At 29.0% G+C, this 16373-nt stretch carries 15 protein-coding genes, 1 tRNA gene and 1 rRNA gene; 4 read left to right on the plus strand and 13 right to left on the minus strand.

Going from position 1 to position 16373, the window contains the following annotated elements; all coding sequences use genetic code 11:
• Positions 1 to 36 precede the first annotated feature (36 nt).
• From JK634_RS13055 to tsaD, 3 genes are all read right to left on the minus strand, one after another.
• On the minus strand, positions 37 to 1470 hold the full coding sequence (locus tag JK634_RS13055) for a S1C family serine protease (protein WP_202768074.1): 1434 nt from the start codon (positions 1468 to 1470) through the stop codon (positions 37 to 39).
• Between the two features lie 234 nt (positions 1471 to 1704).
• Positions 1705 to 2721, minus strand: a complete 1017-nt coding sequence (locus tag JK634_RS13060) for an alpha/beta fold hydrolase (RefSeq protein WP_202768075.1) — start codon at positions 2719 to 2721, stop codon at positions 1705 to 1707.
• A 6-nt stretch (positions 2722 to 2727) separates the two neighbouring features.
• Positions 2728 to 3747, minus strand: coding sequence for a tRNA (adenosine(37)-N6)-threonylcarbamoyltransferase complex transferase subunit TsaD (gene tsaD / locus JK634_RS13065; RefSeq protein WP_202768076.1), 1020 nt, complete (start codon positions 3745 to 3747; stop codon positions 2728 to 2730).
• Between the two features lie 103 nt (positions 3748 to 3850).
• Between tsaD and JK634_RS13070 the strand changes: the two genes are divergently transcribed.
• On the plus strand, positions 3851 to 4474 hold the full coding sequence (locus JK634_RS13070; RefSeq protein WP_202768077.1) for a RusA family crossover junction endodeoxyribonuclease: 624 nt from the start codon (positions 3851 to 3853) through the stop codon (positions 4472 to 4474).
• An 8-nt stretch (positions 4475 to 4482) separates the two neighbouring features.
• A complete protein-coding gene (locus JK634_RS13075) occupies positions 4483 to 5052 on the plus strand; it encodes a GDSL-type esterase/lipase family protein (RefSeq protein ID WP_202768078.1) in 570 nt (189 codons plus the stop codon).
• 101 nt (positions 5053 to 5153) lie between these two features.
• Here JK634_RS13075 and JK634_RS13080 read toward each other — a convergent pair whose 3' ends face one another.
• Complete coding sequence (locus JK634_RS13080; protein ID WP_202768079.1) at positions 5154 to 6122, minus strand: NAD(P)/FAD-dependent oxidoreductase; 969 nt, start codon at positions 6120 to 6122, stop codon at positions 5154 to 5156.
• 243 nt (positions 6123 to 6365) lie between these two features.
• On the opposite strand from JK634_RS13080, the gene JK634_RS20550 reads away from it, so the two are divergent.
• A complete protein-coding gene (locus tag JK634_RS20550; RefSeq protein WP_274225798.1) occupies positions 6366 to 6476 on the plus strand; it encodes a CPC_1213 family protein in 111 nt (36 codons plus the stop codon).
• A 133-nt stretch (positions 6477 to 6609) separates the two neighbouring features.
• Here JK634_RS20550 and JK634_RS13085 read toward each other — a convergent pair whose 3' ends face one another.
• From JK634_RS13085 to JK634_RS13095, 3 genes are read right to left on the minus strand one after another with little or no spacing between them, the layout of a single operon-like run.
• Entirely contained in the window at positions 6610 to 7332 is a 723-nt protein-coding gene (locus JK634_RS13085; RefSeq protein WP_202768080.1) for a LytR/AlgR family response regulator transcription factor, read from the minus strand.
• Between the two features lie 4 nt (positions 7333 to 7336).
• Entirely contained in the window at positions 7337 to 8011 is a 675-nt protein-coding gene (locus JK634_RS13090) for a histidine kinase (protein WP_202768081.1), read from the minus strand.
• A 49-nt stretch (positions 8012 to 8060) separates the two neighbouring features.
• Positions 8061 to 8945 (minus strand): diacylglycerol/lipid kinase family protein, encoded by an 885-nt coding sequence (locus JK634_RS13095; RefSeq protein ID WP_202768082.1) that lies wholly within the window; start codon positions 8943 to 8945, stop codon positions 8061 to 8063.
• Between the two features lie 196 nt (positions 8946 to 9141).
• On the opposite strand from JK634_RS13095, the gene JK634_RS13100 reads away from it, so the two are divergent.
• The gene (locus JK634_RS13100) at positions 9142 to 11013 is read left to right on the plus strand and encodes an LTA synthase family protein (RefSeq protein ID WP_202768083.1); all 1872 of its coding nucleotides are present in this window, start codon (positions 9142 to 9144) and stop codon (positions 11011 to 11013) included.
• Positions 11014 to 11072: 59 nt separating this feature from the next.
• Here JK634_RS13100 and JK634_RS13105 read toward each other — a convergent pair whose 3' ends face one another.
• From JK634_RS13105 to rrf, 6 genes are all read right to left on the minus strand, one after another.
• Entirely contained in the window at positions 11073 to 12578 is a 1506-nt protein-coding gene (locus JK634_RS13105) for a hypothetical protein (protein ID WP_202768084.1), read from the minus strand.
• An 11-nt stretch (positions 12579 to 12589) separates the two neighbouring features.
• Positions 12590 to 13990: a sensor histidine kinase gene (locus JK634_RS13110; RefSeq protein WP_202768132.1), complete on the minus strand. Its 1401-nt coding sequence runs from the start codon at positions 13988 to 13990 to the stop codon at positions 12590 to 12592.
• Positions 13991 to 13998: 8 nt separating this feature from the next.
• Entirely contained in the window at positions 13999 to 14679 is a 681-nt protein-coding gene (locus JK634_RS13115; protein WP_202768085.1) for a response regulator transcription factor, read from the minus strand.
• 83 nt (positions 14680 to 14762) lie between these two features.
• Positions 14763 to 15689, minus strand: a complete 927-nt coding sequence (locus JK634_RS13120) for a polysaccharide deacetylase family protein (RefSeq protein ID WP_202768086.1) — start codon at positions 15687 to 15689, stop codon at positions 14763 to 14765.
• Positions 15690 to 15902: 213 nt separating this feature from the next.
• Positions 15903 to 15977 (minus strand) — tRNA-Asn (locus JK634_RS13125).
• A 5-nt stretch (positions 15978 to 15982) separates the two neighbouring features.
• Positions 15983 to 16099 (minus strand): 5S ribosomal RNA (gene rrf, locus JK634_RS13130).
• Between the last annotated feature and the right edge of the window lie 274 nt (positions 16100 to 16373).

Raw genomic sequence — 16373 nt, forward strand, 5'->3', positions numbered from 1 at the left:
CTATCCCCTGTTTTTTTAGAATATCCAAATTTTTATTTATTCATTGCTTTGAGCTTTCATTACAACTTGAAGAGTTAACTCTTTTCCATTTCTTACTACCACTACGTTAGCCTTATCTCCCTCTTTTAATTTAGCTTTCTCAGCATTAAGTTGTGCACTTGTTTTAACTGGTTTTCCGTTAAAAGCTGTAATTACATCTCCAATCTCTATCCCAGCAGTTTCTGCAGGTGATCCATTTTGTATTGCTTTAACTAAAATACCTTCTGGTAGTCCTTGTTGCTTCGCTGTATTCTTATCTAAGTCTTGAATTACTACTCCCAACATTAAACCTGAAGAGGCAACACTTCCATTATTATTGTTATTCGAATTATTTTTATTTGATGGAGTACTTAATGCACCAAGTTTATCTTTTGCATCATTAATTGGTATTGAGAATCCTATACCTTCTACTCCATTTTCACTAATTTTTGCAGAATTAATACCAACTACCTCTCCCCTAGAGTTTATTAATGGGCCACCACTATTTCCTGGATTTATAGCTGCATCAGTTTGAATATATACAGATGTACTTCCATCTTGATTCTGAAGAGTTCTATTTGTAGCACTTACAATTCCCTTTGTTACAGTTCCTACAAATTCTTTTCCTAATGGATTTCCTATTGCAATTACGTCTTCCCCAGCTTGAAGTTTGCTTGAATCTCCAAGTGTTGCTACTCCCGGCATATCAACTTTATCTTGTAATCTTATTAATGCTAAATCTCTGCTTTCATCATAATTTACAACTTTAGCTTTATATTCTTTACCATTGTTGAAAGTTACTTTTACTTCTGTTGCTCCTTGAACTACATGGAAATTAGTTAATATATCTCCATCTTTATTAATTATGAATCCTGAACCAACACCTTCTTGTTGTTGGCTGAAAAATCCATTATTTACGATACTCTTTGTAGATACACTAACAACTGCCGGAGCTACCTTCTTTACAGCATCTGTTACTGATAATGCATCTGAATTACTCGTAAATGAAGGTGGTGTATAAAAATTATATGGATCACTAGATGATGTTTTTAAGTTTCCACTTTCTATTTGATTTTTAACTAAAAAATATGTTGATGGTATTGAAACACCAAGTGCTACCGCAACAGATATTCCTCCTACTAAAATATACTTTCCTAACGAATTAAAGTTCTTATTTTTCTGCTTCTTTCTCTTCATCTTCTTTTCTTTGCCGTTAGAAACCATAACAAAGTCCGGGGTGTATATTTCTTCCTCTGCACTGTTCTTCACTCCTGAGTTATCAATAGCCTCTACTTCATTATTATTAACATCTGAGTTTGAAACTGAACTTACATCACTTTCTATATTTTCTTCATTTTTAATTTCGTCATTATTTACTATTTCAGAATTATTTTCTCTATTTACTTCATATGAATTATTTTCATTAATATTATCATCTCTAAAATCACTCATTAAAATCAAACCTCCCAAAGAAAAATTCATTTTTTTATTATATCCATAGTCCTAATATAAAATATCAATGTGTCATGTAAATGACAAAATAAACTTTTTTCTCTATTTTCTAAAATGAAAGAAAAAACAGAGTGTAATCCCTGTTTTCTTTTGTAATGATGAATACTTTTAATTTTTATTACTAATACTATAAAATAATTAATACTATATCTTGGTTAATATAGTGATTACAATTTATTTCTTTGCATTCACCTTTGCTTTTTCTAATACGTAGTTTATTGCTTCTAAAGTTTTTTCTTTATCAGATATCGGTATATATTGCCCTTTGCTATTAGTTGATATCTGAGTAATATATCTTGATTTTGACAAAGTTAATAAATTCTTATCTTTATCCATATTTTCTTCTCTAGATACTATTGCTAGAGGGTTTTCCCCTAACATTCCTTCTATTTGAGAAGAACTTTCTCCATTCTCTAGATTTATAATTTCATTGTAAATAGCTTGGGAATACTTACTTCTTATTCTATTAGACATATATTCACTTGCCAATTCTTCATCATCTGCAGAAAACACATCTTCAGGTTCTTTTAGTAATCCTAATTTTTCCCTAAAATATGATACTCCAAAATAAGCACTTATATATTCTGCTTTATATTTAAATTTACTACCTGCAAAATTTTTGATATACTCCTTGTCCTTTATATATTTTTCATTTATGGGATTGATAAGCACAACCCCTTTTACTATATCAGGATATGTATTAGCAAAGTTAGTCATGACTAATGACCCATATCCAGAACCCACTAATATATATGGACCTGTTATATTTGCCTTCTTTAGTGTCAATCTCAAATCATCTGCCTGCTTTTTTAAATCGACTCTATTTCCTCCATCATTATATCCATAACCTAATCTATTATACTGAAAAGTTTTAATATTATATTTTTCTTTGAAACTTTTTTCTATGGAATTCCATTCATTTAAATCTAATCCCAAATCCGAGTCAAATACCATTGTAAGTTCGCCTGATCCTAAATCATTATAAAATACTTTTTTCTCATCTATTCTTGTATATTTAAACCTTGACTTAAACTTCTCATTGTATACTTTTCCTAAAACAAATTGAAATACAGCCAAAGATAATAATATAAGAATAATTACATAAACTGTAATCTTAATGACTCTTGGAATATTTGTGCTTTTCTTATACTTAAGTCTATTTATACCATTAGAATGACGAAGCATATTCATTTCTTTTTACTTCTCCCCCAGTTTTAAATTTGGCTTTGCATTTAAATCCAACCCACTTGAATAACCTTTAATCAATTGAAAATAAGCTGCACTTCCAATCATAGCTGCATTATCAGTGCATAACACTAGAGAAGGAAATAGAATCTCAACCCCTATTTTATTTCCTTCTTTAATTAAATTATTTCTCAAATAGCTGTTAGATGCAACCCCTCCAGCTATAGCAATTTTATTAATTTTTCTTTTTTCACATGTTGCTAAAACATTTTCTGTAAGCACTTCCACTACTGATTTTTGGAATGATGCTGCTACATCTGCTCTATTTATTTCTTCACCCTGCATGTTTTTCTTATTAATATAATTTAATACTGCAGATTTTAATCCTGAAAAAGAAAAGTCTAAAGTATCTTCATGGAATTTAGCTTTTGGAAATTTAATTGCATCTTCATTTCCTTCTTTTGATATTTTATCTATCTTAGGACCACCTGGATAACCTAATCCTATTGCCCTAGCTACCTTATCAAAAGCTTCACCAGCTGCATCATCTCTAGTTTCACCTAGTATCTCATATTCTCCATAATCCTTAACATGAACTATGAATGTATTTCCACCTGAAACAACTAATGATACAAATGGAGGTACTAAGTCTTTATGATCAATAAAATTAGCACAAATATGTCCTTCAATATGGTTAACTCCTATTAGGGGTAACTTTAAAGAATATGCTAATCCCTTAGCATATTGCAAGCCTACTAAAAGAGCTCCCACTAGTCCCGGCCCATATGTCACCGCAACTGCATCTATATCTTCTAATGTTACATTTGCTTCCTTTAATGCTTCTTCAACAACCCAGTTTACTGCTTCAATATGTTTTCTAGAAGCTACTTCTGGAACAACTCCACCAAATTTTTCATGTATATCTATTTGAGATGCTATAATGTTTGATAAAACTTCTCTTCCATTTATTACAATGGCAGCTGATGTTTCATCACAAGAGCTCTCAATGGATAAAATAATTTTTTTCTCCATAATACTACCTCATATATCAAATTCATTCATATTGTATTATACTTTATAGAGAATATATTATCAATTTAAAGAGTCTTACAATTTTATAACAAGGAGAATATATATGAATAAATCTTATGCTAAGGTTATTGTGAAGGGGTCTCCAATATCTAAATCTAATTTTAAATTATTTAATACAAATGGAAGGGCAATTCTCCCCTATAACTCTGGCAAATATCATGATAGATACGCACTTTACGAAGAAGAAATTTCTTATGAAGCGAGAGTACAGAATCCAAACATTGTTCTAGAAGAGGGTTTGATAGCAATACTTAAAGTTTATTATAAGAGTTCTAAACGACATCCTGATACTAACAATATAACAAAAAGTATTTTTGATGGCATTGAAAAAAGTGGCCTTATTGTTAATGATGCTCAAATAAAAATAATTTATATAGAAGAATATTATGACAAAGAAAATCCTCGTTTTGAGCTAGAGTTATTTGGTGAAAGTGAATATGAAATAGAATACACTATAAAACCTAAAGATATCAAAAGCGAAAAGTTAATTTACTCTCCAGCCTCAAATGGGAAAAAGCTTATTAAGAATACCACTTCCAAAACTTCAGAAAATAACAATTTATTAATTTGTGAGTTTTGTAATAAACCTATTAAATCAAATGATTATATAAAAGCAAATAAAGGTAAAACCCTAGTTTGTAAAAACTGTTTTAACAAGTTGTTTTGAGGTGAAAAATGGATATAGTTTTTTTAGGTGATAGTCTTACTTTTGGATATGGTGTACATAAGGAGGACTCCTGGGTAAATAGAATATGTGCAAATTGTAATTTATCTTATTTAAATAAAGGTGTAAATGGGGATACAACTGTAGGAATGCTTTCAAGAGTTTGGAAGGATGTAATAAATATTAAACCAAGGTTTTGTTTCATTCTTGCAGGTACAAATGATTTTTTAATGGATAGGCCTTATAAAACTATATTAGAAAATATTGTTTTATTGCATAAGGAATGCGAAGATAACAACATAAAAACCACCATCTTGATTCCACCTTTTATAGATAAGAATAAATCAATCAACCTTTGGAGTTCCTATCCTGATTATACTCAGATAAACAAATCAATAATTAATCTAAAGAACGAATTATTAAATATTTTTGATAAGATAAAAATAATCGATTTATACTCAATTACTGAAAAAGCTTACTTTAGTGGTGAAGATATCTATATTGACGGCATTCATTTAAATGAAAAAGGGCACATGATAATAGCCGAGTATATTATAAACAAATTGAAGCAGAAATCATAGATTTCTGCTTCAATTATTAGAATTATATAGGATTTTAAGTGCAACTACTAGCTTATTAATGTAAGAATAAATTAAGTTTCCTATAAAAAAACTATACAATTCTAAGCCTTACTAGTTAAACGAATAAGCTTAGAAACTTCTTCCCCAGCTTTTTCTCCTTGAATAATAGCATCATCGGCCCAATATCTTGGATTTAATACTGATCCTACAGCAAATACACCTTTTTGTGATGTCATATATTTATCATTTACATAAACTGTTTCATTATTATCAATTAACTCTACTTTTGCTTTCTTTAATAGATCTGTTTCAGATTTCCATGCTACCGTAAGTAGTAAGCTATCACAAAACAACTCTTTTCGCTCCTTAGAGATTACATTTTCAATTACCAGTCCTGTTATTCTTTCTTTTCCAAAAACATCCTTTATTTTTGAATTAAAACAAATCGGAATATTATATAACTCTATAATCTCCCTATTTTCCTTAACTCTTGCCCTAATTTCATTACTGCTTTCTATTAATGCTTTAACACTCGCCCCTTCTGTAATAAGTCTTCTAGCGATAATAAGCGCTCTATCATTAGTACCAAAAATTATTATAGACTTTCCTGGAAGATATCCCTGTAAATTAACAAACTTATGTGCTGTCCCCAACGTATAAATACCAGAATAACTTTTTGTAGCTATTTCTATATTTCCTGTATACTTTTCTCTTGCCCCAGTTGCAAATATGATATTTTTACTTTTAATCGATACTACTCCATCATTAGAATTTACATATGTTATTATCTTGTCCTTTGTAACATCTAAAACTAAGGAAGATAGACTACACTTAATTCCGCTTTCCTCAACCTTATCAACAAGATACTGCATTAATTCTGTACCTGTTACTTTTTTATTTAAGATCTTCTCACCAAATCCATAATGAATGCAAGGCATAAGTGCTCCACCTAAATATTCTTCTCTTTCTATAATAAGAACATTATCTATTCCATTTTCCTTCGCTTTTAACGCTGAAGACATTCCTGCAGGTCCTCCACCAATAATTACCAAATCATAAATTGTCATCATAAGACTCAATTCCTTTCCAGGTGAGAATAGTTTTATTAATTACCTAATTACATATATATTTTATCATAGGGAATTTATTTTTTAAAATAAATTTGTTTCTACTAAAGGGTTTTAAGTTCAACTAATTACTTATTTATGTAAGAATAAATTAAGCTTCCTATAAAAAAACTATAAATCCTAATAGTTTCTTTAAAACTGTATAAACTAAGTAGGAACATTTTTATGTAATAAGGAGGTGCAGTGATGGCAAAAAAAGATAATACTAAATCAAATAATAAAAAGCATATTGACCATGATCCTCGTACAGAAAGTGCTAAAGCCACTTTTTCAAGCGAAAAGCATAAATGTAATTAAATTATTTTATAACATAAATAAAACTTGGATATACCAAGTTTTATTTACATATATAATATTATGTTATATAGGATTTTAAGATCAACTAATAACTTATTTATGTAAGAATATATTAAATTTCCTATAAAAAATCCTATATCTTAAAGATTTCTTTAATGGTTTTTTGATAATTTCTACTTACTGGAACCTTTTCCTCTGTCCCTTTCATTTTTAATATGTATGTTCCACTTGCCCAAGGAATAATATTTTCTATTAAATCTAAATTTACTAAATACTTTCTGTGACATTTAATAAAATTAAAATCAACTAATCTTGATTCCATTGAATTTAGAGGCTCTTCTGATATAAACGAACCATTTGAAGTTATTACTTCAACATTACCTTCACTTGCTGAGCAATAAATTATACTTTCAATATCTAATAAACTTAACTTATCATTATACTTAATAGGTATTTTTTTTACTAATTTAGGCTTTACAACTGAATAGTTATCATAAATTTTAGCTCTAAGCCTATTCATAGTATTTTCTATTCTTCTTGGATGAAATGGCTTTAACACATAGTCTCTTGCATCAATCTCAAATGCTTTAATCGCATAATCTCCATGAGCAGTGATAAAAACTATCTCAATATTTCGGCGTACTTTCTTAATCTCTTCAGCAACCATGAATCCATTTATTTCTGGCATAGAAACATCTAAGAAAACCACATCTGGTTCTAATTCCTTGATTTCTTTAATCGCCTGATGAGGGTCTGTATATTTGCCAATGATTTTTACGTCGTTTTCTTTTAAAAGTAAATACTCCAATTCTTCTAATGCAATATTCTCATCATCAACCAAAGCTATTTTTAACATTCTCCTACTCCTTAAGGTTATTTTTCGCCATTACTATTCTTAATATTACACCATTATCATTTCTGGTTGTTTTAATTTCATATCCATATTTTCTATGGAAATTCATACTGAATTCATCGATATTTTGAGGAAATTTTCCAAAGTAATTGATTTCTAATAGTAAATGGTCTTTTTCAATGATATCGATAATGTCAATTCTTCCTGACCCCTTACTTTTTATTATTCCTTCCCTTAGCAAAAAGTAACACAAATCTATTATAGAATTCTTAAATATAATAAATTCACTGTCACTTTCCTCAATAGAATAATCAAATTTTTCTTGAAATCTAGCCTTCTGTATTGAAAGATATTCATCTAATACATCTAATTCATATTTTAACTTTACAGTGATATTTCTATTTTCAAGAAAGTATCTAAGGTATCCACTTAGATCTAGCAGTAATCGTCGTGCAATGTTTGCGTCTGCCCTACAATAATAGATGATAGTATTAATAGCGTTAAATAAAAAATGAGTATCTAATGTTATTTCTCTACTTTCAACTTGAAACTTACTACTAGTTAATATAGTGAAAATTATGCAACTTAATAAAATAATTATTAACCAATATTCAGGAAGAAATTTAATCAATAAACCTTGTGTAACTATAATTATTGTAAACAAAATTCTTTTTTTATTCATAGTTTTTATATCGTAATTATATTCCATTAACTTTACACATAATAAAATATTAATTATTAGGAATAATCATATCTAATTTTGAAGGAAGTATTAGAAATTCAACCTCTTTCCCTCTTACTATTTCCCCATCAATGTTTATAGTAAATTCATTTTTAGATTTCGCCTTAATGTTTTGAATTTTTGAATACTTTACTTCCTTAATTCCATAACTATGTACTCCTTTTAAAACTTTAGGAATTTCTTTAATTAATTTAAATATTGATATAGCTTTAATTAAATATAACTCTAATGCCCCATCTGTTATATTAGCAAAAGGAGCGATTTTTATTCCTCCTCCATAATATTTACCATTAGCCACTGCCATTAAAAATATCTTATCATTTATGGGCTGTCCATCTAGCTCAAACTCAATTTCAACACCTTTAAATCTTAATGCTGTTATAAAAATACTTATAAAATATGCAAATGGTCCACTTATAAACTTATACTTTTTATATTTCCTAGCATTATATACTACTTCAGCATCAAATCCTATTGATGATATATTTATGAAATATTTATTATTTACTTTTGCTAAATCAATTTTTTTAAAATCACCTCTTATAGTTTTTATTAATAGATCATCATCCTGTTCGCTCCATATACTCCTTATAAAATCATTTCCTGAACCTGCTGGTATTACACCTAGTATACTGTCCGTTCCTACTAGCCCATTAACCACCTCATTTAATGTTCCGTCTCCACCTATTGCATAAACCCTATATCTATTTCTAGATGTAAATTCTCTTACTACCTCTGTAGCATGTCCAACTCTTTCTGTTATAATAATTTCATATTCTTCGTTAATTTTAGAAAATATCTTTTCTATCTTATCTTTATATTCCAATGCTCTTCCTTTACCAGCTTCAGGATTAATTATAAATAAATGTTTCATTTTACCTCCAAGATACCTTAATTAATTTCTTATATATCATCATTGTACATGCTTATTATCATTGCTACAACAACTCTATTATTATCTACGTTCTTACCTATCTAACAATTTACATTTAGATATTATTTTGTTATTTGATTTATATATGCAGTTAGGATATAATTTTTAGGTAAACGCTACATTCAGGAGGGGAAAAATGAATTTAACTAATTTAAAAGTTTCTATAATAGAAAAATTGAAAGTACAATTAACAAGGAACACAATTCTTAGAATAGTTTTCTATTTACTACTAGTAATTTCAATAACACTAAAGGGAATTTATTTTCAAGGATTTGTTGGAAGTAAAACACCTTATAATTTTAGTTTTGGGACAGGCTACAGTTCTGTTTCTCCATTTATGAATTACTATATTGCCTTTGCAGTAGTATTCTTAAGTTTTACACTTTTATTTAAAGGAAAAGGGAAATGGATATTCCCATTAATAATAAATGCTGTACTTACATTTCTATTTGTACTAGATTTGTGGTATTTTCGTGGTTTCCAGACAGTTCCTTCTGTAATTGTTGCAACACAAACTGCTAACTTAGATAATATGTCTGGCTCAATTTTATCACTTACTACAAAACTTGATTTTATATTTGTTATAGACTTTTTAGTATTAATTCCATATATAATTGTTTTTAGAAAGAGTTTCAAAAAAGTAAAAAGTAATTTCAAAGGCTTTGCAGCTGCTTTTTTAATTTCAATTATATACATTGGTTACGTTCCTTTTAATATAAATGTTTTAGGAAATAAAGATGTTAAGAATTCATATTTATTTTCTAACTATGATGCAACTAATACGGCTAGATACTTTTCTTCTATCGGGTATCACTTATTTGATGTTTATAATACATATAAAGATTTAAAGCCATATAAATTAACTGCAGATGAGCAAAAAGAAGTTAAAGACTTTTATGCGAAAAAAAATGAAAACTTACCTGACAATAGCTACAAAGGATTATTTAACGGTAAAAATCTTTTAATAATTCAAGTTGAGTCTTTAGAGAACTTTGTAATTGGTCAAAAAGCCGATGGTCAAGAAATAACTCCAAATTTAAATAAACTTTTGAATAACTCAATCTACTTTCCTCATGTTTTTGAGCAAGTAAATGAAGGTACAAGTTCAGATTCAGATTTAATGGTTAATACTGGCATGCTTCCTTTAAGAAAAGGTAGTACTTTCTTTAGATATCCAAATAGAGATTATATATCACTTCCTAAACTTTTAGGGGAAAAGGGATATGAATCTACTGCGATACATCCTGATAAGGGAAGTTTCTGGAACTATGCTGACGGGCTAAAGGGAATTGGTTTCAATAACTTTATAGACTACTATTCTTTTAATCCTGATGAAGTTATAGGTCTTGGATTAAGTGATGAAACATATTTTAAACAAGTAGTTCCTATGATAAAGAAAATGAAACAACCTTTTTATACTTTTACAGTAACATTAACAAACCATGGTCCTTTTGAATTACCTGATAAATATAAAGAATTAAATTTAACTGGTGAATTAAAAGATTCTTTATTAGGAAACTCATTCCAAACAGTACATTATACAGATAAACAAATAGGAATGTTCTTAAATGAATTAGATAAAAATGGATTGCTAGATAATACAGTTGTTGTAATTGAGGGTGACCACACTGGAGTCCACAAATATTATAACGATAAAGTTAATGAAATGAAAAACCCAGAAAATTGGTGGTTAGATAATAATATTTCATCAGTTCCATATATAGTTTATCAAAAGAACTATAATAATCCTGTTAAGATCGATACTTACGGTGGACAAGTTGATATGATGCCAACTATATCATATTTAATGGGTGTTGATGAAAGTAAATATATTAATAGTGCTTTAGGTAGAAACTTATTAAAAACAAATAAATCCTTTGCTTATTTAACTAATGGAACCCTAAGAGGGACATTAAGCAAAGAAGATCAAGATTTATATAAACAAGTTTTTGATATTTCAGATAAAATGATTAAGAGTGATTATTTTAAGAATTACACTGATAAATAAAATAAGACCAGATAAAACTCATATTTGAGATTTTATCTGGTCTCTATTTTTAGAACAAATTAATTATCAATTAGCGATGCATTTTTAATAAATACATTTTTCCATGCCTTCACAAAATCACCATCAGCCCATTCAGCCATTATCACTGATTCATCCTTATCTTTATTTATTATCTTAATCGGTTGTCCTTTTAAGCTTCCATCTTCCACTTCATACACTAATATTTTATCGTCTAATACTAATAGTGCTAGCTTACCATTTGGTGATGTATAAATATCTTTAACTAATGGATTTTCTGCTTTTATTATACTCCACTTCACTGATAGATCATCAAAATTTACAAGCTTCTTTGTATTTACAGTTCTTATATCAAAGTCAGTAGGTTTATCCCCTTTTCTTAATACCCTTCCTTCTAGAATCCATCTGCCACTTTTTCTCACTAATGATATATCTGTGGTATCTAACTTAATTTGTTCTTCCTCTTTATTACTATTTAATGCTACATCTGCTGCGTTTTTAAAAGCTTCATACCCATCAATACCATTTAATAACTCAATTGATACTCCTCTATCAGCATATATATTATCCACAGGAATTATTTTAAATCTACCACTTTCTTCTGAATACCTATCATTAAATTCTTCAGTTGAAATATAGTTATTTCCTATAAAAAGTAAATTTACTAATTTACTCCCTGATTCAATACCATACCTAGCATTTTCTCCTTCAATCTTTACCTTATCAAGCAATGCTTCAGATGATTTTACTTTTGTATCACTTTTACTATTAATTGGGTATGTGTCAAAGAATTCAAACCTTACTCCATTTTTAACATAACTATTAGGTACTAACTCCCAAAATCCTTTAAGCCTAGGATATAAGATGTTATCTCTTTGATATACCGGTAAAACCTGTCCAGCCGAATAGGATATCCAAAGTGTCCTATATTTTTCAGCTCCTATAGTTCCATCCTCATTTACTTGTCTTGCCTTTTTCAGTCCTAAATATACACCTATTGGCTTATTATTACTATCTTTCAGACTAACGTTATTAGTTGTATTTAAATCACTATTCTTTACTGGATAATCCTCTATGCTTTCAGATACCTTTTTTAACTTATATATATAATCTTCATTTATTGCTAGAATATTATCGTCATCTACTTTAATTATTTCAGAAATTAGCCCATTATTTTTGAGTATACTTATTACATCAACATCTCTATCTTCGTCAGATACTATTTCTTTATCTATTTTATATTCAAAAGTTAAATACTGTTTCAAATTTACAACTCTAAGCTTATATTCTATTCCCTCATAGGAACTATTTTCTACGAAGGCTTTTTCTGCTCCAAAATAATAATCCTCTTTTGCTACACTTTTATTTGTATTGTCTTTCATATTATAAGCAGATATTTTCTGCCACTTACCATCTAAGTGAATACTTTGAGATGTAGGAGGTATAAGTCTTTTAAAATCATTTCCTGATACTTTGAATTTCGAAAATATCAATACAAATGTGAGAATACTTAAAAGTACTATCATTAATTTAATTTCTTTTTTCATTCTTCCTCCTTTTAATCTCTAAAGGCAGTAGGAAGCATTATTACTACCTCTGTTCCAACTGATAACTCGCTATATATCTCTAAGCTTCCTCCATGTTGTGAAATAATTTCATCACAAATAGATAATCCAATTCCATTTTGAGATCTTGAATTTTTTCCTTTAACGAATTTTTCCTTAATCTTAGGTAATATATCCTCTTCAATTCCGCACCCATTATCTTTAAGTTTGATTAGAATTTGACTACTATTCTTTTCCTTACTTATTGATAATTCTACTCTTCCGCCAGGCTCAGTAAAATTAAAAGCATTGTCTATTATATTAATAAAAACTTGCTTCATTCTATCTCCATCTGCCCATATTTCCGGAAGACTTTCTTGTATATTAATTATGAACTCTATGTTATCTCTATTGGCTCTAGGTGTCATATATATTCCAATATAATCTACTATATCTTTTATGGATATCATTTCTTTTTTAAGAGCTATTTTCCCAGAAATGAGCCTTGAGAAATCTAGTAACTCTTCAACCATATTGGATAGACGTTCTGTTTCTTTTTCTATAATTCCCAATCCCATCTTTAAAACTTCTTCATCAGAATAATCACCATTTATGGTAATCACCCATCCTTTTATTGCAGTTAACGGAGTTCTAAGCTCATGTGACACTGAAGATATAAAATCATTTTTTAGTTTTTCTCTTTTAGATAATTCTTCAGCCATATAATTAAGTGTTGAAGATAGTTTTCCAATCTCATCTTGAGAATTATTAAGACTCCTTATATTTAAATCTCCTGATGCCATAGTTTCAGCAACAGTAGTTAACTCTTTAATTGGATTAATTATTCCTTTTGCTAAAATTAAACTAATAATTGCTCCTATTGCTAGTACGATTAATGAAATAGTTATAAAAAATATTGCAATTCCTTTTATTGAGTTATTTACTTCCTTAAGAGATATGACGTACCTAAGTACACCTTTAATCTCTCCTGAAGATTTAAGTGGATAAGATATCGCCATCACTTCATCATCATAATAACTTACTTTTCCTATCCATCTTTCATAATCCCCTTTAGCAGCCTTTTTAACATCTGAAGTATCTATAACATTCTTATCTTTTACTCCCATAGAATCCATAAGAAGTTTACCATTCGTATCTAATATTTGTACTTCAGCATTACTTTCACTCCAAAAAACATCAATATTGTTATATATATTTTCTTCAAGAGATGTATAAGAGAAATATTTATTATAAAAATCAGCTGATGTTTTTATTTCACTCTTTAGTACCTGTTCAGTGCTATCATAATAGTATCTTTTTATATAATTTATCATTAGAATATTTAAGATCAAAACTATAAAAAATATAACCAAAATGAAGTATTTAACCATTTTGGTTCTAACACTTTTATTCATGTACATTTTTATTCCTTCCATCTATACCCCGTTCCCCAGACTGTCTCTATATGATCTGGAACTGAAGGATTGTCTTCAATCTTTGATCTAAGTCTTCTTATGTTAACATCAACTATTTTTGAATCACCAAAAAAGTTATAATCCCATACTAAATTCAATAATTCATCTCTTGTAAATGCCTTTCCTGGATTCTCCATAAAAATCTTAAGCATCATATACTCCTTTGGAGTTAAATCGATTTCCACATTATTCTTATATACTTTTTGTGAATAGACATCTATAAGGAATTCACCACTTTCAATCTTATCTGTATCTTTATCTTCAATATCCAATCTTCTTAATAGAGATTTTACTCTCAATGTTAACTCAATTGGATTAAATGGTTTCACAACATAGTCATCTGCCCCATATTCTAGTCCCATAATTTTATCTATGTCCTGTCCCTTGGCAGTAAGCATTATTATTCCCATTTTAGGATGTTCTTTTCTTAACACTTCACATACTTTATATCCATCTATACCTGGAAGCATTAAATCTAGAAGTGTTACATCAGGTTTTTCGAGTAACGCCTTTTGTATTCCTTCCTCTCCATTTGCAGCTTCGATAACTTCAAAATCATTTCTCTTAAAGTTTATATTTAAAAAACCTCTTATGCTATCTTCGTCTTCAACAATCAGTATCTTATACATTATTTCACCTCAAAAAAAGTAATAGTAAAATAGAGAAGTATCTACTTCTCTATAAATTATACCATGTTTTCATAAAGTTAATCTTATTTTATTGTATCAAATTGGTATCCTTCTCTTCTCAAATCATCTATTATTTCTGGTAGGACGTTAGCTGTTTCCTCTTTACCATAAGAATCATGCATTAATATAACCAGATCATTATCTTTTTTAACTAAATTTTGAGTATCTTTGAATTTCTTAAAAAGTCCATCTTTTGTCTTTTTCTTGCTTTCTGCATCACCAATAATGCAGTTCCAATCAATATAATAAAACCCTTTAGAAAGAAGCTGATTGTCCACTTCATCTTCTCCTTTCCATGACATATGTCCACCTGGATATCTTATTGCTTTGGGAATATATTTTTCCCCTAAAATAGAATTTATAGAGTTATTTGTTCTATCTATTTCCTGCATGAAAGCATCTGTATCCACTACTCCACGTGGATATAAAACATTAAATTTATGTGTATATGTATGATTACCTATAGAATTACCTTCCTCTACTATTCTCTTTAGCATTTTCTTTGATCCTTCTGATTTATCAATAAGTTCCCCTAATACAAAAAATGTGGCTTTTATATTGTTTTGCTTTAATATATCTAGTATCTTAGGTGTAACAGTTGTAGAAGGACCATCATCAAATGTAAGATACGCTACTTTTCTATCTTTATGTAAATTTGTATGATTTATTAACATATTATGTACGCCTATTACATTACTTCCTTCTTTTTCTTTTGATATATCTTCTACATGTTGTTTATCTTCTTCAGTTATATTGGGTACTTGATTATCTTTTTCCGCATCAATTGCTGATATTACCTTTTGTTGTTTGTTACCTATTGCTGATGTTTTTATTGTTTCACTCCTACTATTTAATACTTTATAAAATATAATCGCAGATAAACTACTTACTATAACTGTACTAACTAATAATTTAAAAAATAAAGTTACTCTCCAACCTCTCTTCTTCATAATACTCCCCCTATATATATATTATTATTATCGTACAAACACAGTGTAACAAATATATTAATTTGTATTACAAATTAATTAATTTAAATCCCACATATATAAGAGAAGTTTTTGAAAAATCTTTTCTATCTATTGCTCACCTTTTTTATAATAAATTTTTGAAAATAAAAAAATTCAGCTTTCGCTGAATTTAGTTACTACTTATTTAAATTATGGCTCCGCGGAGAGGGCTCGAACCTCCAACCTATCGGTTAACAGCCGAGTGCTCCACCATTGAGCTACCGCGGAACAAGAATTGGCGATTCCCTACTCTCCCACACAGTCTCCCGTGCAGTACCATCGGCATCTCAAAGCTTAACCGTCCTGTTCGAAATGGGAAGGGGTGTTACCTTTGTATCATCATCACCAATTACTTCTAAAATTGCTACCTCCTTCGTATTACTTCGTCACCGTCGTCATTCCGGTGCTCACATAGCTTATAGTATGCTGCGCTCCTCATTTCCTAGGTTCCGCGTACTACTCGGATCTATCAATTTTATTGTGAATTTACTCTTATGTGAATAAATCCTTTTGTGAATTAACTCTTATCGAATTAATTATTTGTTGAAAAAACTTTATGTTCTTTCAAAATTGCACACAATATCCAGTTGTTTTTATTTGGTCAAGCCCTCGATCTATTAGTAT

The sequence above is a fragment of the Clostridium paridis genome, from assembly GCF_016765615.1.
Classification (GTDB): Bacteria; Bacillota; Clostridia; order Clostridiales; family Clostridiaceae; genus Clostridium_T; species Clostridium_T paridis.